Source organism: Streptomyces sp. NPDC003042, assembly GCF_053591315.1.
In genome coordinates, this window is sequence record NZ_JBSFTP010000049.1 from 32,465 (window position 1) to 57,414 (window position 24,950).

Annotated in this window: 25 protein-coding genes and 1 pseudogene; 17 read left to right on the forward strand and 9 right to left on the reverse strand. The window is 72.7% G+C overall.

Annotated features, from left to right (window positions below; genetic code table 11):
• Positions 1-193: 193 nt before the first annotated feature.
• Positions 194-445, reverse strand: a complete 252-nt coding sequence (locus ACWDYJ_RS22945; protein ID WP_451567454.1) for an SCO4226 family nickel-binding protein — start codon at positions 443-445, stop codon at positions 194-196.
• Between the two features lie 374 nt (positions 446-819).
• Between ACWDYJ_RS22945 and ACWDYJ_RS22950 the strand changes: the two genes are divergently transcribed.
• The 3 genes from ACWDYJ_RS22950 to ACWDYJ_RS22960 all read left to right on the forward strand — a co-directional run bounded on the left by ACWDYJ_RS22950 (position 820) and on the right by ACWDYJ_RS22960 (position 5,592).
• Positions 820-3,048, forward strand: a complete 2,229-nt coding sequence (locus ACWDYJ_RS22950; RefSeq protein WP_451567455.1) for a molybdopterin cofactor-binding domain-containing protein — start codon at positions 820-822, stop codon at positions 3,046-3,048.
• A gap of 15 nt (positions 3,049-3,063) precedes the next feature.
• Positions 3,064-3,519, forward strand: a complete 456-nt coding sequence (locus ACWDYJ_RS22955) for a (2Fe-2S)-binding protein (protein WP_451567456.1) — start codon at positions 3,064-3,066, stop codon at positions 3,517-3,519.
• 111 nt (positions 3,520-3,630) lie between these two features.
• Positions 3,631-5,592, forward strand: a complete 1,962-nt coding sequence (locus ACWDYJ_RS22960) for an APC family permease (RefSeq protein WP_451567457.1) — start codon at positions 3,631-3,633, stop codon at positions 5,590-5,592.
• On the opposite strand, the gene ACWDYJ_RS22965 is transcribed toward ACWDYJ_RS22960, so the two are convergent.
• Positions 5,492-6,826, reverse strand: coding sequence for a helix-turn-helix domain-containing protein (locus ACWDYJ_RS22965; protein WP_451567458.1), 1,335 nt, complete (start codon positions 6,824-6,826; stop codon positions 5,492-5,494). The two genes, ACWDYJ_RS22960 and ACWDYJ_RS22965, sit on opposite strands and share 101 nt — an antisense overlap.
• A gap of 73 nt (positions 6,827-6,899) precedes the next feature.
• Between ACWDYJ_RS22965 and ACWDYJ_RS22970 the strand changes: the two genes are divergently transcribed.
• From ACWDYJ_RS22970 to ACWDYJ_RS23000, 7 genes are all read left to right on the forward strand, one after another.
• Positions 6,900-7,523 carry a DUF6461 domain-containing protein gene (locus tag ACWDYJ_RS22970; protein ID WP_451567459.1) on the forward strand — a complete coding sequence of 208 codons (624 nt, stop codon included), beginning with the start codon at positions 6,900-6,902 and terminating at the stop codon, positions 7,521-7,523.
• Between the two features lie 171 nt (positions 7,524-7,694).
• On the forward strand, positions 7,695-8,099 hold the full coding sequence (locus tag ACWDYJ_RS22975) for a hypothetical protein (protein ID WP_451567460.1): 405 nt from the start codon (positions 7,695-7,697) through the stop codon (positions 8,097-8,099).
• Positions 8,096-8,860 (forward strand): transcriptional regulator, encoded by a 765-nt coding sequence (locus ACWDYJ_RS22980; RefSeq protein WP_451567461.1) that lies wholly within the window; start codon positions 8,096-8,098, stop codon positions 8,858-8,860. Before ACWDYJ_RS22975 ends, ACWDYJ_RS22980 begins: the two co-directional genes overlap by 4 nt.
• A 68-nt stretch (positions 8,861-8,928) precedes the next feature.
• Positions 8,929-9,372: a roadblock/LC7 domain-containing protein gene (locus ACWDYJ_RS22985; RefSeq protein WP_451567462.1), complete on the forward strand. Its 444-nt coding sequence runs from the start codon at positions 8,929-8,931 to the stop codon at positions 9,370-9,372.
• A gap of 39 nt (positions 9,373-9,411) precedes the next feature.
• A complete protein-coding gene (locus ACWDYJ_RS22990; protein WP_451567463.1) occupies positions 9,412-9,783 on the forward strand; it encodes a hypothetical protein in 372 nt (123 codons plus the stop codon).
• 179 nt (positions 9,784-9,962) lie between these two features.
• Positions 9,963-13,535 (forward strand): CDP-glycerol glycerophosphotransferase family protein, encoded by a 3,573-nt coding sequence (locus ACWDYJ_RS22995; protein WP_451567464.1) that lies wholly within the window; start codon positions 9,963-9,965, stop codon positions 13,533-13,535.
• A 124-nt stretch (positions 13,536-13,659) separates the two neighbouring features.
• Positions 13,660-14,142, forward strand: coding sequence for a VOC family protein (locus ACWDYJ_RS23000; RefSeq protein ID WP_451567465.1), 483 nt, complete (start codon positions 13,660-13,662; stop codon positions 14,140-14,142).
• A 30-nt stretch (positions 14,143-14,172) separates the two neighbouring features.
• On the opposite strand, the gene ACWDYJ_RS23005 is transcribed toward ACWDYJ_RS23000, so the two are convergent.
• Positions 14,173-14,901 (reverse strand): SIR2 family NAD-dependent protein deacylase, encoded by a 729-nt coding sequence (locus ACWDYJ_RS23005; protein WP_451567466.1) that lies wholly within the window; start codon positions 14,899-14,901, stop codon positions 14,173-14,175.
• A gap of 185 nt (positions 14,902-15,086) precedes the next feature.
• On the opposite strand from ACWDYJ_RS23005, the gene ACWDYJ_RS23010 reads away from it, so the two are divergent.
• Positions 15,087-15,527: a hypothetical protein gene (locus ACWDYJ_RS23010; protein ID WP_451567467.1), complete on the forward strand. Its 441-nt coding sequence runs from the start codon at positions 15,087-15,089 to the stop codon at positions 15,525-15,527.
• Positions 15,528-15,701: 174 nt separating this feature from the next.
• Complete coding sequence (locus ACWDYJ_RS23015) at positions 15,702-16,151, forward strand: sel1 repeat family protein (protein WP_451567468.1); 450 nt, start codon at positions 15,702-15,704, stop codon at positions 16,149-16,151.
• Between the two features lie 67 nt (positions 16,152-16,218).
• On the opposite strand, the gene ACWDYJ_RS23020 is transcribed toward ACWDYJ_RS23015, so the two are convergent.
• Positions 16,219-16,662 carry a subtilase-type protease inhibitor gene (locus tag ACWDYJ_RS23020; RefSeq protein ID WP_451567469.1) on the reverse strand — a complete coding sequence of 148 codons (444 nt, stop codon included), beginning with the start codon at positions 16,660-16,662 and terminating at the stop codon, positions 16,219-16,221.
• Between the two features lie 454 nt (positions 16,663-17,116).
• Between ACWDYJ_RS23020 and ACWDYJ_RS23025 the strand changes: the two genes are divergently transcribed.
• The gene (locus ACWDYJ_RS23025) at positions 17,117-17,305 is read left to right on the forward strand and encodes a DUF6381 family protein (protein WP_451567470.1); all 189 of its coding nucleotides are present in this window, start codon (positions 17,117-17,119) and stop codon (positions 17,303-17,305) included.
• Positions 17,306-17,316: 11 nt separating this feature from the next.
• Here the strand turns inward: ACWDYJ_RS23025 and ACWDYJ_RS23030 are convergent, their stop codons facing one another.
• The 3 genes and pseudogenes from ACWDYJ_RS23030 to ACWDYJ_RS23040 all read right to left on the reverse strand — a co-directional run.
• A complete protein-coding gene (locus tag ACWDYJ_RS23030) occupies positions 17,317-17,778 on the reverse strand; it encodes a Crp/Fnr family transcriptional regulator (protein WP_451567471.1) in 462 nt (153 codons plus the stop codon).
• Positions 17,779-17,880: 102 nt separating this feature from the next.
• Positions 17,881-18,183 (reverse strand): hypothetical protein, encoded by a 303-nt coding sequence (locus ACWDYJ_RS23035; RefSeq protein ID WP_451567472.1) that lies wholly within the window; start codon positions 18,181-18,183, stop codon positions 17,881-17,883.
• A gap of 128 nt (positions 18,184-18,311) precedes the next feature.
• Positions 18,312-18,728: pseudogene (locus ACWDYJ_RS23040) on the reverse strand (ankyrin repeat domain-containing protein); the annotation flags it as partial.
• A 227-nt stretch (positions 18,729-18,955) separates the two neighbouring features.
• On the opposite strand from ACWDYJ_RS23040, the gene ACWDYJ_RS23045 reads away from it, so the two are divergent.
• Positions 18,956-21,694 (forward strand): DNRLRE domain-containing protein, encoded by a 2,739-nt coding sequence (locus ACWDYJ_RS23045; RefSeq protein ID WP_451567473.1) that lies wholly within the window; start codon positions 18,956-18,958, stop codon positions 21,692-21,694.
• Between the two features lie 61 nt (positions 21,695-21,755).
• Here ACWDYJ_RS23045 and ACWDYJ_RS23050 read toward each other — a convergent pair whose 3' ends face one another.
• Positions 21,756-22,673 (reverse strand): LysR family transcriptional regulator, encoded by a 918-nt coding sequence (locus ACWDYJ_RS23050; RefSeq protein WP_451567474.1) that lies wholly within the window; start codon positions 22,671-22,673, stop codon positions 21,756-21,758.
• Between the two features lie 71 nt (positions 22,674-22,744).
• Between ACWDYJ_RS23050 and ACWDYJ_RS23055 the strand changes: the two genes are divergently transcribed.
• Together ACWDYJ_RS23055 and ACWDYJ_RS23060 are read left to right on the forward strand one after the other, a co-directional pair.
• Positions 22,745-23,398 (forward strand): maleylpyruvate isomerase family mycothiol-dependent enzyme, encoded by a 654-nt coding sequence (locus ACWDYJ_RS23055; protein ID WP_451567475.1) that lies wholly within the window; start codon positions 22,745-22,747, stop codon positions 23,396-23,398.
• On the forward strand, positions 23,395-23,871 hold the full coding sequence (locus ACWDYJ_RS23060; protein WP_451567476.1) for a GNAT family N-acetyltransferase: 477 nt from the start codon (positions 23,395-23,397) through the stop codon (positions 23,869-23,871). Before ACWDYJ_RS23055 ends, ACWDYJ_RS23060 begins: the two co-directional genes overlap by 4 nt.
• Here ACWDYJ_RS23060 and ACWDYJ_RS23065 read toward each other — a convergent pair.
• Complete coding sequence (locus ACWDYJ_RS23065) at positions 23,858-24,322, reverse strand: hypothetical protein (RefSeq protein ID WP_451567477.1); 465 nt, start codon at positions 24,320-24,322, stop codon at positions 23,858-23,860. The two genes, ACWDYJ_RS23060 and ACWDYJ_RS23065, sit on opposite strands and share 14 nt — an antisense overlap.
• 98 nt (positions 24,323-24,420) lie before the next feature.
• Here ACWDYJ_RS23065 and ACWDYJ_RS23070 point away from each other — a divergent pair, with 98 nt between their 5' ends.
• A complete protein-coding gene (locus ACWDYJ_RS23070) occupies positions 24,421-24,726 on the forward strand; it encodes a hypothetical protein (protein WP_451567478.1) in 306 nt (101 codons plus the stop codon).
• The last annotated feature ends 224 nt before the right edge of the window (positions 24,727-24,950 follow it).

Sequence of the window (24,950 nt, forward strand, 5' to 3'; positions counted from 1 at the left end):
GCGGCACGGCCAGGTCTGAAAGAAGGACCGGTTACGACTGTTGCACAGGGAGCGAGGGGCTGTAAGGCGTTTGGCAACATCCGTAACGGTCTTGCATCAGGCATATGCCGCAGGCCTCCCCTCCCCCCCTGTGCTGTGCGAACGAATCCGGTCAGGCCGGATCGGGCTGCGCGCGCGTCGTGCTGACGTGGCGTCAGGAAACGGTCAGCGGGACCGGGTGGATCTCGTCCGCCGGGTGCCCGGACCGCTCATGGATCCGCTGGACCGCGTCGGCCGAAGGCCCCTCGGACAGGCAGTAGACCGTGCCCGAATCCGGGTCGGCCCACGCCTTGACGAAGTGCACGCCCTCGTCGGCCTCGATCGCCAGGTCAGCCCGGTGGGCGGCCGTCAGTGCCTCTTCCGTGATGCCCTTCATGCCCGTGTGGACGTCCATGAAAGTGGCCATCGCGAACACCTCCTTCTGTTTCCTCCATCGTCCGCCCGGGACGGGATCCGGTCGACTCGGCGCCGCGGCGCCCGCGTACCGGCCGGAAACCGGCCGTCCGGACGCGGCGGGTCGATCGTACGAACGAGCTGTACGAGCGGTCCGTGCCGCCGAACCCGCCCAGGACGCCGGTCGTCGCTCTCCCGTGGTACCCCCCGAACGAAGGACCCCGTCGTGCGGAACGCCGCTGGGAGGGGGCCGGATTCAAGCTTCCCACCGCACCCCTTGATCGCTACTCTACGTGTCGGTAACGAGCAGGTGCGGTCCGCTTCAGCGGGCTGAAGCGGGGCGGGACACCACGACACGGGGGCCCCACACATAGGAGACGTGGCGACATGACCGAACAGAGCAGCGCGGCCGGACAGAGCCGCCGCTCTTTCCTGACCTACCTCGTCGCGGCGCCGACCCTCGCCCTCGTCACCCGCGCCGGGGCCGACGCCCTCGCCCCGCAGCCCGCCCACGCGGTGATCCCGAGCCTGCCCGTCATCGCCGACCTGGTGGACCTCGGCGACCTCTTCATTCTGGCCGGCGCCCCCACCTCCACCCTGCTGGCCCTCGCAGTGGAGGCGGACGGCACCATCCGCTTCCGGCTGCCCCGCGAGGAGGTGGGCCAGGGCCTCACCACCGCCGTGGCCATGCTCGTCGCCGAGGAACTCGACGCACCGCTGGCCGCCGTCCGCGTGGAGCTGGACGACGCCCGCCCCGAGCTGCTCTTCAACCAGCTCACGGGATCCTCCAACTCCATCCGCTCCCTCTACGGACCGGTCCGCCAGAGCGCCGCCACCGCCCGGGCCCGCCTCGTCGCCGCCGCCGCGGCGCGCTGGAGCCTCTCCGCCGCCACGCTGAGCACCGCGAACGGCGTCGTACGCGCCCCCGACGGCCGCACCGCCGACTACGGCAGCCTCGCCGCGGCCGCGGCCGACCCCGGCCTGATCGTCCTCGGCGCCACCCCGAAACCGGCCGCGCGGCACACCCTGGTCGGCACCCCGACCAGCCGGATCGACGCCCGCGCCATGGTCACCGGCGCCCAGCGCTACACCCTCGACCTCGACGTGCCCGGCGCCAAGCCCTGCGTGGTGCGCCGCCCGCCCACCCTCGGCGGGACCGTGCGCGGCGTCGGCAACCTCGCCGCCGTCCAGGCCATGCCCGGGGTCCTGCACGTGGTGACCGTGCCGACCGGCGTCGCCGTCGTCGCCGAGACCTTCGGGCAGGCCCTCGACGCCAAGACCGCCCTCCAGGTCAGCTGGGGACCCGGCACGGCCGACCGGCTCTCGGACGCGGAGATCCGTACGAAACTGCGCGCCGCCACCGGACCGCTGGTGGTGCCGCCGCTGCTCACCCCGCACGTGGACGCCGAGTTCGACTTCGCCTTCGTCAGCCACGCCCCGATGGAGACCAACTCCGCGATCGCCGACGTCCGCGAGGACCGCGCCGAGATCTGGTCCGGGCTGAAGTCCCCGATCGTCGCGCGCCAGACCATAGCCGCCGACCTCGGACTGCCGCTGGACCGGGTGAAGGTGCACGTGGTGCAGGCCGGCGGCTCCTTCGGCCGGCGGCTGTTCTTCGACGCCGCCCTGGAGGCCGCCCGCATCTCCAAGGCCTGCCGCCGCCCGGTCAAGCTGATGTGGACCCGGGTGGACGACACCCGGCACGGCCGGATGCGCCCCGCGACCCACCACAAGATCCGGGCCACCCACCTCCTCGGTGAGGTCCTCAGCTTCGAGCACCGCGTCGCCGCCGCCGAGACCGACTTCCGGCACGGGCTCGGCGAGATCATCACCGCCACCGCCGCCAGCCTGCCGCTCGGCCTCGGCAACGCCACCCTCGCCCAGACCCTGTTCCACACCACGGTCAAGTCCCCGTACCACTTCGGACTCACCACCCAGGGGCTCACCGAGGTGCCGACCGGCATCCCCACCGGCTCGTGGCGCTCCGTGTACTCCGCCAACACGCGCGGCGCCGAGGAGATCGTCGTCGACGAGCTGGCCGCCGCGACCGGCAAGGACCCGTACCGCTTCCGCCGCACCTTCCTCAAGACCGCCGCGCAGCGCGCGGTGCTGGACAAGGCGGCCACCGAGGGCGACTGGGGCCGTACGATGCCCGCCGGCCGCGCCCAGGGCATCGCCTTCCACGAGGAGTACAAGTCCCGCACCGCCTGCCTCGTCGAGATCGACACCCGCGACCCGGAGCACGTCCGCGTCACCAAGGCCGTCATCGCCGTCGACGTGGGCCTGCCCGTCAACCCGCGCGGGCTGGAGGGCCAGATGATCGGCGCACTCACCGACGCGATCTCCACCACCCTGCGGGCCGGACTGCACCTGGACAAGGGGCTGCCGCTGGAAGGCAGTTACAGCCAGTTCCACTGGGCGCGGCAGCGTGACACCCCGCGTGACGTACGGGTCTTCGTGCTCCCGGCGACCGGCGGTGAGCCCGGCGGCGCGGGCGAGCTCGGCGTCCCGGCCGCCGTCGGCGCCATCGCCAACGCCTGGGCCCGGGCCACCGGTTCGAAGCCCCGCAGCTTCCCCCTCGACTTCGACGTCGACTTCACCCCCTACCCGCGCTAACCGCTGGAGTACGCCGTGCCCTCGCACACCTTCACCGTCAACGGGCGGAGCGTCACCGTCGACGCGCCCGACGATCTGCCCCTGCTGTGGGTGCTCCGCGACATGCTGGGCGTCAACGGCCCGAAGTACGGCTGCGGGGTGGACGTCTGCAAGGCCTGCACCAGCCATCTCGACGGCAGGGACGTCCGCCCCTGCGTGGTGCCCGTCTCCGCCTGCGCGGGAAAGTCGGTGACCACCATCGAGGGACTGGCGAAGGGGGACGAGCTGCACCCCGTGCAGGAGGCCTGGCTCGAACAGGACGTAGCCCAGTGCGGGTTCTGCCAGCCCGGCCAGATCATGGCCGCCGTCGCCCTGCTCCAGCGCACCAGCGAACCCACCGACGAGGACATCGACGCCATCGCCAACATCTGCCGCTGCGGCACCTACTTCCGCATCCGCGAGGCCATCCGCGGCGCCGCCGCCAAGATGTGAGCGAGCCGCCGGCCGGAGCGCCCGGCCGGCCCCGTGGGCCCAGGCGGAAACGCGGCATGACACAGTCTCCATAACGGCCGGAAACCGACCAAGATGGACGATCATTCCGTAATGAGGCGTATCAATGCGAAGCGCGTGCTGGTCGGAGAGCCCCTCGACACCGCGCGCCTGGGCGAGACCCTGCTGCCCAAACGGCTCGCCCTGCCGATCTTCTGCAGCGACCCGCTCTCCTCCGTCGCCTACGCCACCGAGGAGATCCTGCTGATCCTCGCCCTCGGCGGGGTCGCGCTGCTCCACCTCACCTGGTACGCGGCCGCCGCGATCGTCTTCCTGATGGTGGTCGTCATCGCCTCCTACCGCCAGACCTGCCACGCCTATCCCGGCGGGGGAGGCGCGTACGTCGTCAGCTCCGAGAACCTGGGGCCGACGGCGGCCCTGACGGCGGCCAGCGCCCTGCTCGTCGACTACGTCATGACCGTCGCCGTGTCCGTCGTCTCCGGCGTCGCCGCCGTCACCTCGGCGATCCCCGCCCTCAGCGACCACGAAGTCGCCCTGTCCGTCGCCTTCGTGGTGCTGCTGAGCGTGCTGAACCTGCGCGGCGTACGGGAGTCGGGACGCCTCTTCGCCATCCCCACCTACGGATTCGTCCTCGTCGTCCACGTCATGTTCGCCTGCGCCGCCGTCCGGCTCGCGACCGGCGAGACCATCCGCGCCGAATCCGCCGACCTGCCGATCACCGCGGCCGGCACCTACACGGGCCTCGCCCTGGTCCTCCTCGCGATGCGCGCCTTCGCCTCCGGCTGCACGGCCCTGACCGGTGTCGAAGCGATCAGCAACGGCGTCCCCGCCTTCCGCAAGCCCAAGGCCAGGAACGCGGCGACCACCCTCGCGGTGATGGGCGTGCTGTCCGTGACGATGTTCACCGGCATCACCGCCCTCGCCATGTCCTACGAGGTGCACGCCGCGGCCGACCCCACCGAACTGGGCCTCGCCGCCGGCACCCCCATGTCCACCGCACTCGCCCAGATCGGCCGTGCCACCTTCGGGAGCTGGCACTTCCTCTTCTACCTGCTCCAGGCCGTCACCGCCGGCGTGCTCATCCTGGCCGCGAACACCGCCTTCAACGGCTTCCCGATGCTCGCCTCGATCCTCGCCAGGGACCGGTACGCGCCGCGCCAGCTCTTCCACCGCGGCGACCGGCTCGTCTACTCCAACGGCATCGTCCTGCTCGCCCTCGCCGCCATCGTCCTCATCGTCGCCTTCGACGCCGAGCTGACCCGCCTCATCCAGCTCTACATCATCGGCGTCTTCGTCTCGTTCACCCTCTCCCAGTCCGGCATGGTCCGGCACTGGAGGCGGGAACTCGCCTCGCCCGCCACACCCAGGGCCGAGCGGATCCACATCCACCGCCGGCTCGGCATCAACGCGCTCGGCGCCGTCATGACCGCCCTGGTCCTCGTCATCGTCCTGGTCACCAAGTTCACGCACGGCGCCTGGCTGGTCGTCATCGCCATGCCGGCGCTGTTCCTCGGCATGAAGGGGGTCCGCCGCCACTACGACCAGGTCGCGCGGCAGGTCTCCGTCGCCCCCGGGGCCGGACCGCGCAAGCCTGCCCGCCACCACGTGGTGGTCCTCGTCTCCTCCGTGCACGCCCCGACCCTCAAGGCCCTCGGCTACGCCCAGGGGCTGCGCCCCGACACCCTGACCGCGCTCTCCGTGGCCGCCGACGAGCAGGACGCGCGGCGGCTGCGCGAAGCCTGGGCGGAGCACGTCCCGGGGATCCCGCTGACGGTGCTGCACTCGCCGTACCGCGAGGTGGTGCGGCCGGTCCTGGAGTACGTGCGGGAGCAGGCGGCGGCGACCGAGGGGACGGACATGCTGTCGGTGGTCATCCCGGAGTACGTGGTCGGGCACTGGTGGGAGCAGCCGCTGCACAACCAGAACGCGCTGCGGCTGAAGGCGAGACTGCTGTTCACCCCGGGGATCGCGGTGATCGACGTGCCGTACCCGCTGCGGTCGGTGCGACAGGCCGATCCGCGGGAGCCGGTGCCACCGGTGGGGCCGAAGCGGTAGCCCGCTGGGTCACCGCCGCGTGGGCGAGGGCCAGCTCGACCACGTGCGCCGGGTCGGACAGGGCCCGGCCGGTGAGCTGCTCCAGGCGGCGGAGCCGGTTGGAGACGGTGTTGCGGTGGCAGTAGAGCCGCTGGGCGGCGTACGTCGTCGAGCCCTGACAGGTCAGCCAGGTGCCCAGGGTCGTCAGCAGGACCCGGCAGTCCTCCGCGGGCAGCGCCAGCACCGGCCCCAGCACCACCTGGCGCAGCCGGGAGGCCAGTTCGGCATCGGCCGCGACCAGCGCCGCCGGGAGCCGCTCGTCCAGCAGGGCGGTGCCCGGGCCGGCGGGCCCGGGTCCGGCGCGCAGGGCGAGGGCCGCCAGCCTGCGCGCCCCGGCCAGCTCGGCGGGCGTCGTCACGACCGGGCTCACCCCCGCCCGCACGCCGAGGGGAGCGAGGAGCTCCCGTAAGGCCACCAGCGGGTGGTGGCCCAGCTCCGCCAGGCCCAGCTCGCCGTCGGCGCGGATCCGCCACAGCACGCGCGGGGTGCCCGGCCCGCCGGGCGGTTCCCCGGATCCGCTCGAACCGCCGGGCCCGAGCACGACCACGGCGAAGCGGCCCGGCTGCGCCAGCCCCAGCTGCGCGGCCGCCTCCCCGGCCGCGCCCGACCCGTCCAGCAGCGCGTCCAGCAGGGCCGCCCTGCGCTCGCGCTCCCGCTCGCCCCGCGCGGCCTCCACCCCGTGGTACGCCTGCGCGGACGCGTCCGTCATCTGGTCCAGTACGTCCCACAGTGCGGCTGCCCCCGGCAGGAGGCGGGGCAGCGCCGCCCGGTCGTGCGCGGCCACGGCCTCCGTGAGGCTCTGCCAGAGCAGCCGGCCGCCGCGGCGGTAGGTGCGCTGCAAGGACGCGAGCGGCACACCCTGTTCGGCGCGCAGCGCGCCGGTCGCGCGGGCCTCGGCGAGTTCGACCGGCAGCCCCCGCGCACTGCGGACCAGGCCCTCGACGGCCTGGCGCAGAGTGTGGTGGATCCGCTCGCGCAGCTCGGTCCGCCCGAGCAGGGCGGCGTAGGCCGGGTCCTCGGCCAGCGTCCGGTCGGTGAGCCGGTCCGCCGCCACGGCGATCCGGCGGGTCAGGTCCTCGCGTATCTCCTCGATGATCCGCTCCATGACGGGCAGGGTGACACGGGGGAGGGGGCGGTGGGGAGGGCCCGGAGTGGACTCCTGCCCGGTGGACCGCCCCGTCGGGGTGATGGTCAAGCGTCCGCTCCCGCAGCGCCCCGCCGACTGGCTATCGTGCGGGAGCAGGAGCACGGAGGGCCGGGGGGAGACTGTGGACGGTGCGCGGGCCGGCGAGGGAGAGACCGGCATCCAGTGGCTGGCCGGCTGGGACGGCTGGTTCGTCGGCCTGACCTTCGCTCGGGGCATCGGTCCCTACCAACTCGCCGCACGGCTCGGCGCGGTGCCCGGCATCCGCCCCGGACCGATGGGGGCCCTGGCCGCCTGGAGCATGGCCACCGAGACCCTCGACGGGGACGGTGTGGCCCGCGTCGGTGCGTGGGGCGGCTGGTCCTTCGCCGTCGAACACGGCATCCCCGCCGGGGCGGAGCGGCTCGCGGAGGTGTCCCGGGCCGGAGCCGAGGCCGTCCACCTCGACCCGCAGCCGGAGCATCCGCCCAAGCAGTTCGCGTACGCCCGGGACGGGGAACTGGTGTGCTGCTTCGGCCTCGGTGAGGAATGCTGGCGCGGCGGGCACCGGCCGGACTTCCTGCTCCCCGAACTCGTCGCGGCCGAGATCCTCGCCCCGGACGGCGCGTACCCGCGCCCCGACGACGCACCGTACGAGGAGCGCGACCGCCTCACCCTCGCGGTCCTGGAAGAGCGCTTCGGGCTGTCCCTGCCCCGCCACCTCGTGGAGGACACCCCGCTCCCGGCCTTCGTGACGCGCACCCGCTAGTGCTGTGTTGATCAGAAGCGGACGGGTTCCGGCCAAGCTGTCACGTGCTATCGCGCATGTTCCAGCGGAAAATGCCAGAACCCCCTTCCGCGCTGCGGAACTTGAGTAAGTTCCCTTCTGTCGCGCCGTACGACCGTGCACCCAGCACGTCCGGCCGGGAGGGGAGCCCGCGTGCCCGGGATCGACGAATGCCTGCTCGAAGCCATGGCCCTGCCTGGTGCGCGGGGGGCCGCGCTGGTCGACTGGAGCAGCGGACTGGCCCTCGGCACCGCGGGCGACTCGCCGGTCGGTGACCACGAGACCACCGCCGCCGAGACCGCCGAACTGGCCCGCGCGGCAGCCGAGTACGAGTCCTTCGCACCGACGGCCGGGGACGCGCCCGGGGGCGTGGACGCCGGCCCGCCCGTCGAGGACCTGATCATCACCACCCGCACCGGCTACCACGTACTGCGCTTCGTCGCCACGAGCTTCGACAGCAGCGTCTTCCTGCACCTGTGGCTCGACCGCACCGACGGCAACCTCGCCATGGCCCGGCACAGACTGCGCGCACTGGCCGAAGGACTGGTGCTCAGATGACCACCGCCGTCTCACCGCTCCTCACCCGGCTCGCCGCCGAGCGCGCCACCGGCGCCCTCCTGCGCGACCGGGGCACGCTCTTCCTGGAGGACGGCCGGATCGTGCACGCCGAGAGCCCCTCCACCCCCGGCCTCGACGTCCTGCTCACCACGGGCGGCGGCCTCGCCCCCGAGCGCTGGAATGAGGCCCTGAACCGGGCCGGGGCCCGCCGCCAGGTCGCCCGCTTCCTCGTGGACAGCGGCGGCATGGCCGGGGGCGAGCTGGAGATCTGCCATCTCGCCGCCCTCTTCGACGCCGCCTTCTTCGCGCTCTCCCCGGGCAGCGGCCCCTCCCGCTTCCGCCGCGGGGCCACCCACTGGATCGGCTCCGTCCGCTCGGTCGCGGCGGCCGCCGTCGAGCGGGAGACCCGCCGCCGCCGGGAACTGCTGGACGCGGTCTGGCCCTACCCGCTCGTGGACACGGCCCCGGTCGTGCCCCGGCAGGCCGCCCCCGGACAGACGGTCACCGCCCGCCAGCGGATCCTGCTCGGCCGGGCGGACGGCGTACGGACCCCCGCGGACCTGGCGTGGCTGCTGGGCCGGCCCGCCTTCCACACCCTGCTCGACGTACGCAGACTCGCGGCCGCCGGGCTGGTCGAGACTCCTCACACCCCACCGGAGCCGGCACCGGCCGAACCCCTGCCCGACTGGATGACCCAGACCCACCCCCCGGACGTGGCACTGCTCCGGCGATTACGCGACGCACTGGAGGCAAGCCTGTGAGGCTCCCGATGCGACCGGTCCTGCGCGCCGACCGTTCCGAGCGCAGGCAGCCCGAAGGGAGAAAGGACATGAGCACGGCGATGGTGCCCGCCGAGGCCGAAGCCGGGATACTCGCCGAACTCCGGCGACTGCGGGCCCGCGTTCCCCAGCTCACCGGGGCCCTCGCCGCGAGCGCCGACGGGCTGGTCCTCGCCCAGGACAGCGCCGCCACCGAGGCCGATTCCGTCGCGGCCCTGACCGCCGCCGCCCTCGGCGTCGCCCAGCGGCTCAGCGACAGCACCGGGCAGGGCGACTTCCGCGAACTGCTCGTACGGGGCGAGCTCGGCTACGTCGCCACCTACGCCGCGGGCGAGACGGCCGTCCTCACGCTGATCGCCGAGCCGCGCGTCAACGTGGGCCGCCTCCACCTGGAGGCCCGCCGCTCGACCCTGCGCATCACCGAACTCATCGAGCACAGCATCGGCCGCCGCGACCCGCAGGCGCCGCCCCCGCCCCCCGAACCCTCCCGGTAGCAAGCACACACCAAGCGACAGCGGAAAGAGGAACCCCTCATGGTCAACGTGGAAACCGCCCTCAAGGAAGCCACCACCATCGACGGCGCGCTCGGCGCGGCCCTGGTCGACTACGGCAGCGGAATGGCCCTGGGCGCGGTGGGCGGCGGCAAGGACCTCGACCTCGCGGTGGCCGCCGCGGGCAACACCGACGTCGTGCGGGCCAAGATCCGCACGATGGAGATGCTCGGCCTGAAGGACGAGATCGAGGACATCCTGATCACCCTCGGCGGCCAGTACCACCTGATCCGGCCGATGAAGAGCCGGGGATCCGACGGCTTCTTCCTCTACCTGGCCCTCGATCGTGGCCGCGCCAACCTCGCGATGGCCCGGCACCAGCTCAAGAAGATCGAGGCCGAGCTCGAGGTCTGACTGCGGCCCCGAGTCGCGTCACCGGTGGCGGGCAGCTGAATTCTTTGCGTCCGCCCCGGCTGACCTCGGCGCTATGTCCCCAGATGAGCTGAATTTATCATCCTGTTACAGAGTAAGATGCTCTAATCGGCTGATCATTAACTCATCGACAAAGCAAAACGCTGGAGAACCCGCCACCTATGCCCCCGCGCCTGAGTATCGTCGTACCGGTCTACAACGTCGAGCTCTACCTCGACGAGTGCCTGGAGTCCATCGCAGCCCAGACGTTCGACGACTTCGAGGTGGTGATGGTCGACGACGGGTCCACCGACGGCAGCGCGGCCATCGCGGAAGCCTTCGCTGCTCGCGACGAACGCTTCAGGCTGGTCCTCCAGAAGAACGCGGGTCTCGGCGCCGCCCGCAACGTGGGCGCCCGGCACATGAGCGAGGGCACCGAATACCTGGCCTTCGTCGACAGTGACGACACCATGCCCCCGTACGCCTACCAGCGGCTGATCGACTCGCTCGACGAGACCGGCTCGGACTTCGCCGGCGGCAACGTCACGCGCTTCCGCTCCGTCGGCATGCAGCAGTCCTGGGGCCACCGCGCCGCGTTCGCGAAGACCCGGCTGAAGACCCACATCTCCACCTTCCCGGCGCTGGTCACCGACCGCACCGCGTGGAACAAGGTCTACCGCCGCACCTTCTGGGAAGAGCACGGCTTCCAGTACCCGGAAGGCATCCTCTACGAGGACGCCCCCGTCAGCATCCCCGCGCACTACTTCGCCTCCAGCGTCGACGTGATCCACGACGTGGTCTACCACTGGCGGGTCCGCGAGACCGGCGAGCGCTCCATCACCCAGCGCTCCACCGACCCGGTCTCCGTCGTCGACCGCGTCACCTCCGTCCGCCTGGTCCGCCAGGCGCTGCTGGCCAAGCAGGGCGAGAAGTACGCCCGCTACCTGCGCGACTACGACCGCAACGTGCTGGACGAGGAACTGCCCCTCATCTACAAGTACGTCGGCGAAGGCGGCCCCGACTTCCGCGCCGCCTTCGTCAAGGAGGTCGGCGGCCTCATCCGCGAGATCGGCACCGGGCCCTGGTCCGACCTGACCGTCGCCGACCGGCTCAAGGCGTACCTGGCCCGCGAAGGCCGGATCGAGGAGTTCATCGCGCTCCAGGACCACCAGCGGGACTTCAGCTACAGCGTGCCGGTCAAGGGACTGGCCCGCCCGCAGGCCGACTACCCCTTCCTGAAGGCCCCCGTCCCCGCCAAGCTCCTCACCCTCGGCCCGCGCGAACGCCGCGTGGTCAGCCGGCTGGAACAGGCCTCCTGGAAGGAGGGCAAGCTGCTGCTTCGCGGCTACGCCCTGCCCGGCCACATGGGCGCCGAGAGCCGCCTCGGCTCCCGCAAGATGCTGATCTTCCGCGAGAGCGGCAAGCGCCGCCGCACCGTCGTCGGCACCCGCACCGTGGCCTCTCCGATGGCCACCGTGAACGCCCCGCACCTCGCCCTGCGGCACGCCGACTGGGCCGGTTTCACCGCCGTCGTCGACCCCACCGTCTTCCAGTCGGGCGGCACGTGGCGCGAGGGCATATGGACGACCTCCATCGCCGTCACCGGCGCCGGAGGCCTGCACCGGGCCCGTCTCAGGGGCGGAGAACACGACAGCGCCCTCACCCCGCCCGCGCACTGGGTCACCCCCGACGTCCGCATCCGCCCGACCGTCGCCGGAGCCCTGACCGTCCACGTCGAGGTCGTCCGCGCCCGGGCCCTGGACGTCCGCCCGCTCGGCGACGACGCCCTGGAACTGGCCGGCGAGCTGGCCGCCGAGGTCGGCGAAGGCGCCACCCTGCGCGCCGAGCACACCATCACCGGCACCGCCCTCAGCTTCCCGCTGACCGTCACCGCGGCCACGGGCGGCGCGGCCAGCCGGATCCCCTTCACCGCGGTCGTCCCGCTGGCCGAACTGGCCGCCGTACCGGCCGCCGAGAGCCAGCCCGGCGAGTGGACCCCCGAGCCCTGGACCCTGACCGTGGTCCGCGCCGACGGCACGTCCCACCCCCTGGCGCACGACGAGCGCGGCGGCTTCACCGCACTGGTCGCACCGCTGCCCGGCGACACCACCGGACGCGCCGTCTTCGCCAAGCGCGGGACGAGCGGCCACCTGCTCCTCTCCGTCCAGGACTCCCCGCCGCTGGTCGACACGGTCACCGCCAAGGACGGCACGCTGACCCTGCGCGGCACGTTCCACGCACCCGCGGCCACGGCCGGCGAAGCGTACGAGCTGGTCCTGCACAACCACCAGGGCAGGGAGTTCAGCTACCCGGTCAGCCGTGACGGGGACCGCTTCGAGGCCACCTTCGAGCCCGTGCTGCCCGAGGCCTACGCCGGCCGGACCAGCCTCCCGCACAGCCGCTGGTGGCCCACGCTGCGCCCGGCGAGCCAGGGCGGCACCACCGCCGGCCTGCTCGGCGTCGACCGCGGCGCTCCCGTGCAGCTCGTGGCGCCCGCGCTGGGCACCGGACCGCACGCGCTCACCGCCCTGGGCCGCCGGATGCGCGTCGAGGCCCGCTTCCACGACCGGCTGGTCCTGGTCAGCGACCCGCTGATCAGCCCGCACGACCGCTCCCGCTACGCGCAGCGCATCGCCCGGGACGTGACCTACCCGGCGCAGGTGAAGTTGCCGGTCAAGGACATGATCGTCTACGAGACCTTCCAGGGGAACGGCGCCGGCGACTCGCCCCGCGCCATCCACGAGGAGCTGCTGCGCCGGGGCGAGAAGCTGGAGCACGTCTGGCTCGTCCGCGACGGCCGCGCCGAGGTGCCCGCGACGGCGCGCGCCGTCCAGTACGACAGCCTGGAGGCCTGGGAGGTCCTGGCCCGCGCCAAGTACTACGTCGTCAACGACAGCGTGCCGCGCCACTTCCGCCGCCGCCCCGGCCAGATCGTCGTACAGACCTGGCACGGCACGCCGCTGAAGCAGATCGGCTACGACTACACGCACGACTACTACACCAGCCCCGAGGTACTGGAGGCGCTGGAGCACGACAGCGCCCAGTGGTCGCTGCTGGCCTCCCCGAGCTCGTACGCCACCACCGTCCTCAAGCGGGCCCTCGGCTACGACGGCGAGACCATCGAGGTGGGCAGCCCGCGCGCCGACGCGCTCGTACGGCCCGACGCCGAGCGGATCGCCGGAATCCGGCGGCGCCTCGGCCTGCCCGAGGGCAAGAAGGTCGTCCTCTACATGCCCACCTGGCGGGAGAACCGCGAAAGCTTCAGCGGCGGGTACAAGCTCGACCTGCGGATCGACCTCGACGCGGCCCGGCGTGAACTCGGCGAGGACCACGTCCTGCTGGTCCGCGGCCACTACAGGGTGGGCGAGCAGGTCCGCGAGGGCGTGCGTGACGGCTTCGTCGTGGACGTGTCGGGCTGGCCCGACGCCACCGACCTGCTGCTCGTCGCCGACGTGCTGATCTCGGACTACTCCTCCGCGATCTGCGACTTCGCGCTCACCGACCGGCCGATCCTGCTGTTCACCTACGACCTGGAGCAGTACCGCGACACCCTGCGCGGCTTCACCTTCGACCTGGAGGACAAGGCCCCCGGCCCGCTGCTGGCGGACTCGGAGAGCCTGATCAAGGCCGTACGGAACGCGGACGCGGTGGGAGCCGAGTACGCGCCGGCGCGGGCGGCGTTCCGCGCCGAGTTCTGCGACCTGGACGACGGCACGGCGGCCGAGAAGGTCGTCGACCGCATGCTCGGGATGTAGCCCGTGTAGCCCGGACGAGTACACCTGCGGACAGGTCCCGCGCCCACCGATGAGTTTCGGGCGCGGGACCGGTCTGTATGTGAGGGACGAGACAAGCGCCCCTCACCCTCGCCCGGAGGCAGTCATGGTCAGCAGAGGTTTCACCACGTGCCTGTGGTTCGACGGCAAGGCCGAGGAGGCCGCCGACTATTACCTGTCCGTCTTCAAGGACGGCAAGCGCGGCCGGATCGGCCGCTACACCGAGGCCGGACCCGGCCCCGTCGGCGAGGTGATGGTCGTCGAGTTCGAGATCAACGGACAGAAGTTCGTCGGTCTCAACGGCGGCCCGCGGTTCTCCTTCACCGAGGCCATCTCCTTCCAGATCCACTGCGCCGACCAGGCGGAGGCGGACCACTACTGGGACGAGCTGACCAAGGACGGCGGCCAGGGGGTCGCCTGCGGCTGGGTCAAGGACAAGTACGGCGTGTCCTGGCAGGTCATCCCCACCGAGGCCCTCGACCTGATCAGCGACCCCGACCCCCAGCGGGCGGCCCGGGCGAGCGCCGCCATGCTCAAGATGGTGAAGCTCGACGTGGAGCAGCTGCGCCGGGCCGCCGACGAGGACTGAGCCTCGCGGAACGCCGGCGTCAGCCCGCTGTCAGGCTGCGCCGATCCGGGCCAGGAGGGCCGGGAGCGCGGTGCCGATCGGCTCGCGGATCACCTCGTCGGCGAGGGAGTCGTACGGGGTCTCCTCCGCGTTCACGATGATCAGCCGCGCCCCGGCCTCGGCGGCCATCCCCGCCAGCGAGGCCGCGGGCTGCACCTGGAGCGTCGACCCCACGGCGAGGAACACCTGGCACCCCTTGGCGACGGCCACGGCCTGCGCCAACACCTGGGGATCGAGCCGCTCGCCGAACATCACGGTCGCCGTCTTCAAGATGCCACCACACGCCAGACAGGGCGGATCCGGCTCCCCGGCGGCGACCCGGGCCAGCGCCTCGTCCAGGCCCGAGCGGGCGTGGCAGGCGGTACAGAGCACCGACCGCGCCGTGCCGTGCAGCTCGAACACCTTGCGCGCGGGCATTCCGGCGAGCTGGTGCAGCCCGTCGACGTTCTGCGTGATCACCCGTACCGGTGTGCCGCCGCGTTCCAGCTCGGCCACGGCCAGATGCGCGGCATTGGGCCGCGGCTGGACGGCCCACACCTCGGCGCGCATCAGCCAGGAGCGGCGGCGGATCTGCGGATCGGCCATGTAGTACGAGTAGGTCACGAGCTTCTCGGCGTCGGGCTCCCGCCGCCACAGCCCCTGCGGCCCCCGATAGTCCGGAATCCCGGAATCGGTGGACATCCCGGCCCCACTGAACACTGCGACGAGCGGCTTCCCCATGCCACGACCCTACGCACGGCCGGCCCGCGCCCGCGACCGTATTCCGCCCGGCCCCCGTCCGGCTCCTCCGCCCGGCTCTGCCGTGCCCGGCGAAGGGACGTTTCCGCGGTGAATCGCGCCTCCACAGGAGTGAGCCCGCGCCGCGCCCCTCCCGGCGGACGCGGGCAGGCAGGTACAAACTGGGCATGACGTTCATGCCGCACCGCTCCGGCGCTCTGCTGCTCGCCCTGGCCGCCTCGCTCCTCCCGGTCGTGTCGGCGGCCCCCGCGACCGCCGTCACCGACCCGGTGCCCCGCTGGTACCGGCTGCACACAGCTGACGAGATCAGCCGTTTCCTGACCGCCTTCTACGGGCACCACGGCCCCTCCGGGCGCGACCGGATGCTGTGGACCTCGCAGCAGCTCAAGGACAAACAGGAGAACGCCCCCGCCTCCGACGTCGTGCTCTGCGCCCAGAACACCCCGCAGGACATCGGCATCGGCCCCGTCACCGTCGCCCAGGCCGCGGGCGTGGGCTGGGCAACCGTCACCACCCACTGGGACTCCGGCGCCACCGACACCTTCACCGCCTACGTACGCCTGGACTCCCGGCCCATCCAGCTCGACGACGTGATCTGCGCGGGCTGAGTCCCGTGTGCGCGGTCAGGGGTACGGCGTACGGCATCCGGCTGCGCGGGCTCGCCGGGCACGCCCACGGCGGGGGAGGTCGCCGTGGACGTGCCCGACAGGCAACCGGCTGACAGTAAAGGCCCGTTGACATAGTCTGCGCGTGGCCCGACTGCCGCGTTCTGGGGGGACATCATGTCGTTTCCGCTGCTGTTCGTCGCCGCGGTGCTGAGTGTGCTCGGCTGGATCAACGACAGCGACGGCCTGATCACCGCGAGCTGGGTGGTGTGGGGCGTAGGCCTCCTCGCCCTGGTCGTCCGATGGCGGCGCAACCGCAACAAGTTCGCCTCCGTCGAACAGGCACAGGCCGCGGCCGCCGCCGGGGATCCCCGCGCCATGCGCTTCCTGGCCCTGCTCCAGAAGATCAAGGGCGACTTCGCCGAAGCGGAGCGGCTGCTGCGCGAGGCGGTCGAACTGGGCGACGTGGAGGCGATGTGGGAGATGGCCCGGCTCGTCGAACAGCGGGACGGGCTGCGGGAGTCCGAGCCGTGGTTCCGGATGGCCGCCGAGGGCGGCCACTTCTTCGCCAAGCGGCTCTTCCGCCCCGGCCATGCCCTCAACATGGACGGCAGCAGCCCCCTGTGAGACGGGGGCCGGGCGGCGGTCGCACGGCGCCGCCCGGCGCGAACCGGAGGAACGGACGGGCAGGGGATCAGATCCCGAACAGCACGCCACTGCTGTTGCGCAGGCCGCACTGGTTGCCGAAGGTGTACGCGTAGCTCAGCCGGCGGCCCTCCCACACCCCGTCGGCGGTCACCGTCACCGGGTCCCACTCCCGGGTGCACATCGCGTCCGAGCGAGGCTCGGCGAGAGCGTCCAACGCGGGCCCGTTGGCCCGTAATTCGGCGCACGCGGCGACCGGGTCGGGGTGCGTGCCACCCGGGCGGGGTGCGCACTCCAGGGTGACCGCGCGCAGCACGGTACCGCCGTCGGCGTCCTCCCCGGCCGTCACGCTGACCACCAGCGCGGACGGCGCGTACAGGCTCTGCGTACCGGACGGGGCCGCGCCTGCCGCGCCGGATCCGGCCAGCGCGGTGAGGGCGGTGAGCGCCATCGCTCCGGACGCCAGCCCCAGACTCCTGCTGATGGACCGCATTGCGAACACTCCTTGGTCTCGGTGCCTCGGATAACGGACGTGAGTCTTGCCCATGCGGAACCGGAACGCCCGTTCGGGCGCCCATTTCGCGTCACCGATCGTGAGCGCATGAGTGCACTCCGCAGCGGCGCGAGGGCTGTGACCTGTGCGGGAGCGGCACGGTTAATCGGCTGAACTCGCCCCTCCGAGGGGGGTCTCGGGGGCGGGAGCAGGGCTGGCCCGCCGCGGGGAGAGCCTGACCCGCCACTTCATTCGGCGCCACTGCGCTCCCGCTCGCCTCGCGTCCGCGTTTGCTCCCTCGGGCCGGGGGCAGGCGGGCAGCGTACGGCCACGACATCGGCAGCGAGCGACGGAGGACGGACGTGCGGATCATGCCCACCGCACGTGACCCGCGGTCCTGTGCGCAGCGGCTGACCGCCTGGCCGACGATCAAGACCGTACGACGGGAGCGACCATGAACATGAGGGACGGAACCGAGGAGAACGCCCGGCGGATGCGTGACAAGGCGCAGGAGCTGGAACAGGCGGCGGCCCATGCCACCGACCCGGCCGAGCGTCAGCGGCTGACCGAGAAGGCGCTGCGCATACGGGAGAAGAGCGAGCAGGTCAACGGCCCGGGCAGCGGAACCATGGACCCGATGTAGTCACCTGGACGTCAGCGCGTCACCCCCGTGTGCGGGACGTAGAGGTCCACGAGCCGGGTGCGGGTCTGCTGGAGCCGGACGGCCAGGACGCGCCCGACCCAGTGGCCGATGGCGGACCCGAAGACCGGATCGGCGTCCATGAGCAGCCGCACGGTCGGCCCGTCGAACTCGTACGCCCGTACCGGGGTCATCGCCTCGGCGCCCAGCTGCCACACGTACGGCGGGAACAGCCACGACCAGCCCACGAGCTCCCCGGGACCGAGGCTCTCGACGGTGGCGGGCCGCCGGCCGGGGACGGGAAGCTCCAGGGTCACCGTGCCGGAGCGCACGATCCAGAAGGAATCCGCCCGGCCGCCCTCGTCGAAGATCCGCGCGCCCTCGGGGAAGTTGACCTGGCGGGCCTGCGACATCAGCCGTCCACGGTGTTCGGTGGACAGGACGGCGGCGATCCGGATAGGGGAAGGTGTGCTCACGACAGCCTCCGATCACGACCCCCCACAAGCATCTGTCCCCCCAGTGTCGCCGACCGGGGTCCGGATTACGCCATACCTCGGCCCAGCTCGTTCGACGCGGGGCTACTCCTCGGCGGCGGCCTCCAGGCAGGCCAGCTCCATCGCGTCGAGCACCGCCTCGTGGCTGCGGCTGCTCAGCTCGGCGACGTTCTCGATCTGCGCCGTCGCCCAGGCGGCCAGGGTCATCACCAGCACCCGAAGCCCGTCGGTGCCGTGCTCCGCGAGGATCGCGTCCGCGACGACCATGGCGTCCTCCGGCACCTGCTCCGGAGGCTCCAGCCCCGCCATGCCGCGCAGCATCGCGAGGGTGCGGCGCGAGATCTCCGGGGTGATCCTCGCCAGCCGCATGTCTTCTTCTTCGTCCATCCGCCCCACCCTCCCGGTGCCGTTCCCTACCCCGTGAGGGCACGGTAGAGGGGCGCGGCCCCGCGCGGGGCCGTTTTGCCCGGGTGGGTGTCCGGCGAGGGGTCGCACCGGTCCGCCGGGTTGACGGGCCGCGGCGCCGCGGCGGCCGCGCGCAGCAGGCGGGCGCTCTCCCCGTGCTCCCCGCGCAGCGCCCACTCCAACGGGGACAGCCCGCTCCCGCCGTCCTCGCGCAGTCCCGGATCGGCTCCGTGCGCGAGGAGCGCCCGTACGGTCTCCAGGTGGCCCCAGGAGGCCGCCGCGCACAGCGGGGTCCCGTCCGTCTCGCCACCACTCTCGGTGTCGGGGGCCGCGCCGCGCGCGAGCAACAGCCGTACGGCGCCCGCACGGCCCGCGACGGCCGCCGCGTACAGGGCGGTGGTCCCGTCCGCGTCCGTCGCGCCGGGGTCGGCCCCGGCCCGCAGGAGCGCGGCCACCCGGGCGTCCTCGCCCCTCCCGGCCGCGGTGACGAGCCGGCGCGAGAGGCGCTTGCGGGTCCGCCGGTTCACACGTTCACCGCAGAATCGATCATGCGGGAAGCGTAGGACGGACGTTCGCGGTTCGGCATCACATCGGTCAAGTCGGATGACCGGACCGGCGATTCGCCCTAAGGTGCGCCCGTATGTATGACACGTGTGACCGTACAACCTCAATCGAGCCACACGGTCGTACGCCGTGCACCGCGCATCCCGCGCGCCGCACGCGCACAGCACCACGCACACGAACTGGGGGGTTCATGCGTAGATCCAGAGGTCTGGCGGCCGCTCTCGCCCTGTCCCTGGCCGGAACCGGCGCGGCCTTGGGCCTCGGCCTCGTACCGCCGGCGGCGGCCGTCACCCCACCCGTCGCCTTCACCGCCGACGCGCTGCCCACCTGGCAGCCCAACGGGGTCGTCTGGGCCCTCGCCGAGGCGGGCGGCACCGTCTTCGTCGGCGGCACCTTCTCCGCCGTACGTCCTCCCGCCGGCGGCGCCGGCAGCGAGCGGACGGCGGTGAACTTCGCGGCGCTCGACGCCGCGACCGGCGCCCCGACCTCCTGCACCCTGTCCTTCACCGTCGGCTCCGGCACCGCCACCGTCCGCGCGCTCACCGTCTCGCCGGACAAGTCGACCCTCTACGCGGGCGGCTACTTCGGCGCCGTCAACGGCACCCCGGTCTCCAGCCTCGTAGCCATCGACGTGGCGACCTGCACCGTGAAACCGACCTTCCGCCCCGCCTTCGCGGCCACCGTGCGGGCCCTCGCCGTCACCGGCGACACCGTCTACGCGGGCGGCGACTTCCTCACCGTCGCGGGCCAGCCGCGCCAGCGCTTCGCCGCGGTCGCCGCGGCCGACGGCGCCCTGCGCCCCTTCACCGCCAACGCCGACGAGCCCGGCCGCGCCGTCGAGGTCACCCCCGACGGAAAGAACGTTCTCCTCGGCGGCGACTTCTTCACCGTCAACGGTGCCAACACGCACGCGCTGGCCGTCGTCGACGCGACCAGCGGCGCGCTCACCAAGTCCTACGCCGGTTTCATCGAGACCAACTCCGTCGTCAAGGACATCGCGACCGACGCCACCGGCTTCTACACCGCCAACGAGGGCACCGGCGGCGGAGTCTTCGACGGCCGCATCGCCCTCGACCTCGCCGGATTCGGCCAGCGCTGGCGCGACACCTGCCTGGGCGCCACCCAAGCCGTCCTGCCGCACCAGAACGTCCTCTACAGCGCCTCGCACGCGCACGACTGCGCCAGCGTCGGCGAGTTCCCCGACGGCCAGCGCCACCACCTCCTGGCCCAGCCGACCGCCAGTGTCGGGAAATTGGGCTGGGCACCCGACACCAACGACGGCATCGGCGAGGGCATCGGCCCGCGCGTGATGGCGGTCGGCGCCACAGCGGGCGTCCAGTACCTGTGGGTCGGCGGCGAGTTCACCACCGTCAACGGGGCGGCGCAGCAGAGCCTGACGCGCTTCTCCTCCACCGGTGACACCGGCGCGCCCACGGTGCCCGTCGCGAGCGCCGTCAGCTTCAGGCCCGGCGAGGCCCAGGTGCGCTGGCGCACCAGCCTCGACCTGGACGACAGCGCGCTGACGTACCGGATCTACCGCAACGGCTCGGCGACGCCGAGCGCCACGGTCACCGCGGACTCGCTCTTCTTCCGGCGTCCGCAGGCCTCCTGGACGGACACCACCGTCCAGCCCGGCCAGTCGTACACCTACCGGGTCACGGCGACGGACGCCGCGGGCAATGCCAGCGCCCCGTCGGCGACCGCGAGCGTGACGGTGCCGACCTCGGTGGAGGCGTACCCGAGCCAGGTCCGCGCGGACGGCGCCCAGCTGTTCTGGCGCTACGACGAATCGGCCGCACCCTTCGTCGCGGACTCCTCCGACAGCGGCAACCAGGCGGGCGTGCACCGAGGCGGCCCGGCCCTGCGCCAGACGCCCGCAGCCGTGACCGGCGCGAGCACGGCGATCGGCTTCAACGGCACCAACGCCCACGTGTACGGCGACCGCCGCCAGTCGGTGGGCAGCACCTACAGCATCGAGACCTGGTTCAAGACGAGCACCACCCGGGGCGGCAAGCTCGTCGGCTTCGGCAACCAGCAGGTCAACGGCAGCAACCGGTACGACAAGCACGTCTACATGACCAACGACGGCCGGCTGGTCTACGGCGTCTACACGGGCGCCTTCCGCACCATCACCACCGGCGCCACCGAGCGGTACAACGACGACCGCTGGCACCACGTCGTGGCGACCCAGGGCCCCGGTGGCATGACCCTGTACGTGGACGGCGTTCAGAAGGGCACCCTCAACGTCACCGCGCACGAGAACTTCTCGGGCTTCTGGCGCGTCGGCGGAGACGGCCTCGGCGGCTGGCCGGACCGTCCCACCAGCGAGCACTGGGCGGGCCAGCTGGACGAGACGGCGGTGTACCCCGGAGTCCTGAGCGCGGCGCAGGTGCGGAACCACCATGCCCTCGCCTCCGCACCGGCGGACTCGGTCGTCCAGATCACCGCGGCCGAGGACACGTACGCCAACGCGGGCGCCCCGGGCACCAACTACGGGACCTCCGGCTCCCTGGCGGTGCGCGGGACCTCCCTGTACGCGAGCTACCTGCGCTTCAACCTGCCCGCCGCACCCGCCGGCACGGTACTCAAGTCGGCCACGCTCAGCGTGAAGACCAGCACCATGAGCGGCGCCGGTACCACGGACACCGTCTCGGTCGTCCCGGTCACGGGCGCGTGGACGGAGGGCGGGACCACGTACGACAACCGCCCGGCCCTGGGCGCTGCCGCCCTCGGCGGGTTCCCGGGGATCCCGGACGGTTCGGCGGTCCACACCGCCGGACTGGACACCGCCACCGTCGCCGGCGCCCTCGGCGGCGCCTACAGCCTGGCGCTGACCAGCGCCGGGACCAACGCGCTGTGGCTGTGGTCCTCGCAGGCCGCGGCGAACGAAGGCACGCCGCGACTGACGCTGACCTTCGGCAAGCCGTAGGAGCCGAGGGGCACGTGGGGGAGGGGCGCGGACCGCGGGGTCCGCGCCCCTTCGCGTGCGGTCAGCCGCTCCCGGGCGCGCTGAGGCTCGCACGGAGCAGGCCCAGGAAGGCCGTGGCCGCGGGGCTGGAGGGACCGTCCGTCCGCCAGGTCACCGCGATACGGCCGCGCAACCGAGGTTGAGTGATCTCCAGCGTCCGCAGCCCCAAAGCCGACGCCATGTCGGCCGGGAGGGCCGGGACCACCGCCACGCCGAGACCGCGGGAGGCGAGCTGCGTGAGGAACAGCGGAGCGGCTGCCTCGAAGGCGATGCGGGGCTGGAACCCGGCTCGCGCGCAAGCGCGGTCGAGCACCCCGCGCAGACCTGTCCCACGCGGCAGGCTGATCAGCGGGCGATCGCGGAGCTCGGCCAACGGCACGCTGGTACGGTCCGCGTGCGTGACGAGCGGGTCGTCCGGGGCGACGGCGACGACCAGGGGTTCGTCGATCACGATCTGGAGCGAGACGCCCGGAGGGGGTTCCTCCTGCGCGAGTCCGACCACGGCGATGTCGAGTTCCCCGCGGCTCAGAGCGGCGAGCATCCGCTCCGACGTGTCCTCGGTCAGGGCGATCTCCACCTGAGGGTGATCATCGTGGAAGTCGGCCAGGACGGAGGCCAGGTCGACGTCCTGCGTGGCGGCGCCCGAGACGACGCCGATGGTGACATGGCCACGAAGCAGCCCCGTGAACTCGTCCACGGTCTGGCGTACCGACGCGACCGCTGCGAGCGCGGCCCGCGCGTACGGCAGTACCGCCTCGCCGACCTCCGTCAGCGTCACCGACCCGCCGGAGCGGTCCAACAACGGCTGCCCGAGTTCCTTTTCGAGCTGCCGGACCTGGGCGCTGACCCCTGGCTGCGCCAGGTGCAGGCGGGCGGCCGCACGGGTGAAGTTGGCTTCTTCCACCACGGTGACGAAGTACCGCAGTTGGCGGATGTCCATAACGGATCATTCTAGTGGCGAGAAGTGCAAAGTCTTGGACTTGTGGCAGGGCTGCCGAGACCCTTGAAGCCATGGGGAACACGATGCGCAGGAGAACAACGCGGGACATCAGAGCCGCGATCGCCGCCGAACGCCGGGAGGTGGCCGACATGCTGGACGGCCTGTCGGCCGAGGAATGGGACGCGCCGACCCTGTGCGCGGGGTGGCGGGTACGGGAAGTGGCGGCCCACATGACGATGGGGTTCCGGTACTCGTTCGCCACGATGGCGCGGGAACTCCTCAGGGCCCGGGGCAACCTCCACCGCATGACCGACCGATGCGCCCACAAGGACGCGGCCGCGTATGCGACACCCGAGCTCGCCGCGCTGCTCCGTGACAACGCGGGCCACCCCTGGAAGCCGCCGGTCGGCGGGCTCGAGGCGGCCCTGGGCCACGATGTGATCCACGGCCTGGACATCACGGTCGCGCTGAACCACGGCCGCCGGGTTCCCGAAGACCGCCTGCGCATCCTGCTGGAGAGCATCGATGCCAGGACCCTCAGGTTCTTCGGAGCCGACCTCGACGGCATCGAGCTCCGCGCCGACGACCTCGACTGGTCCTTCGGCAGCGGAACGCCCCTGTCCGGCGCCGCACAGGATCTCCTCCTGCTCGCCTACGGCCGACGGCTCCCCGCGGGGCGCCTCCACGGCGCAGCGCGCGACCGCTTCGTGGCGGTGCCGGCGTGACGGCGGTGTCGGCACTGCGCGAGGTGCGGGACAGCGACCTGGAGATCTTCTGGGCGCACTGCACCGACCCGGGCCTGCGGTACATGGCGGCGATGACCCGCGATCACCACTACGACCGGCGGCGCTTCGACGACCACTGGGCCGCGCTACGCCGCGACCCCGGCATCACCCTGCGCACGGTGGTCGCCGACGACGTGGTGGTGGGGCACGCCGCCGTGTTCGGGCCGCCCGAGGAGCGCGAGGTCACGTACGTGATCGGGCCCGGGCACTGGGGCCGGGGCCTCGCCACGCGGGCACTGCGCGAAATGCTGCGGCTGGAGGACACCCGCCCGCTGCACGCCGGTGTGGCGGCCGACAACACGGGCTCCCGCCGCGTCCTGGAGAAATGTGGTTTCACCCTCACCGGCCGCACGCGGGACGTCGCGCTCGCCCGCGGCGAAGAGGTCGAGGTCCTGCTGTTCACCCTGGCCTGACCGGTCCCGGCGGCTCGACCTCCACGAAGTGGCGGCCACGCGGCCCCCGGTACAGCAGGCACACCCAACCGTGCCGTTCCAGCTCGGCCGCGCAGGCCGTCAGCCGCTCCCGCTCCTCCTGGGCGGCGCCACCGCCCGGCGGGCCGGGCCAGGTCACCTCCACCCGCTCCACGCCGGGCGCCACCCGGTAGCCCGTCCGGCTGCGGCGGCCCTCGGCATCCACCGCCGACGGCGGGAATCCCGCCGCCTCCAGTACGAGGGCCACCGCGCGCGGCATCAGCCGCAGTTCCCACGGGGCGGGAACCTGGACCCCCGCCGCGCCGTTCACCAGACGGCGGATCTGCAGCAGCCCCTCGTACGCCGTGCGCGATTCGGCCGCCCGCGCGGCACCGGCCACCTCCGGGCCGTCGCCGGTCGCCGGTTCGAAACCCTGCCCTCGGGGATCCGCCATCACCCACCGCCCCTCGGCGACCATCTGAGTACGTCATGCCCAACGGCCTGAGTATCCGCCCCGATTCCCCGCAGCGCCGCCACTGGTCGAATGGCGGCATGACCTCGGACTCCCCGCGCGCCACCCCGCACCGCCCCCACATGCGGCAGATGACCACCGCCGGCTCGGCCCTCGCCGTGGCCCTGGTCCCGCTCGTGGTCGGCGTGCTGCTGGCCAAGGCCATGGCCGTCGACCCCTACACCCCGGTGAACGCCCTGATCACCGGCGGGGGCCAGCGCGCCGGCCTGCCGCGCGCCGAGTGGCGCCGGCGCGGCCACGACACGATGCGCCGGCTGCGGACCGCCCGCCGGGGTACGGCCCGGGGCTGCGCCTACGTCTGCGGACGGCGCGGGCCCGCCGCCTGAGCGGAGCCGGGCGCCCGCGCCAGGAGCCAGGCCGCAGCCGCGTGCGGCTGCGCCGAGGGTGCTGGTCACCGGTCGTACTGGCGTACGCACAGGTCGACGATCGACGGCGGCACGGCGCCCTCGGCCGCCGCGCACAGGTCCTCTCCGCGGGGCGGGCGCGGGGCCGGCAACGGACTCGGACGCGAACCCGGCAGCGGATCCGCCGTACGGCCCCGGCGGCGCCC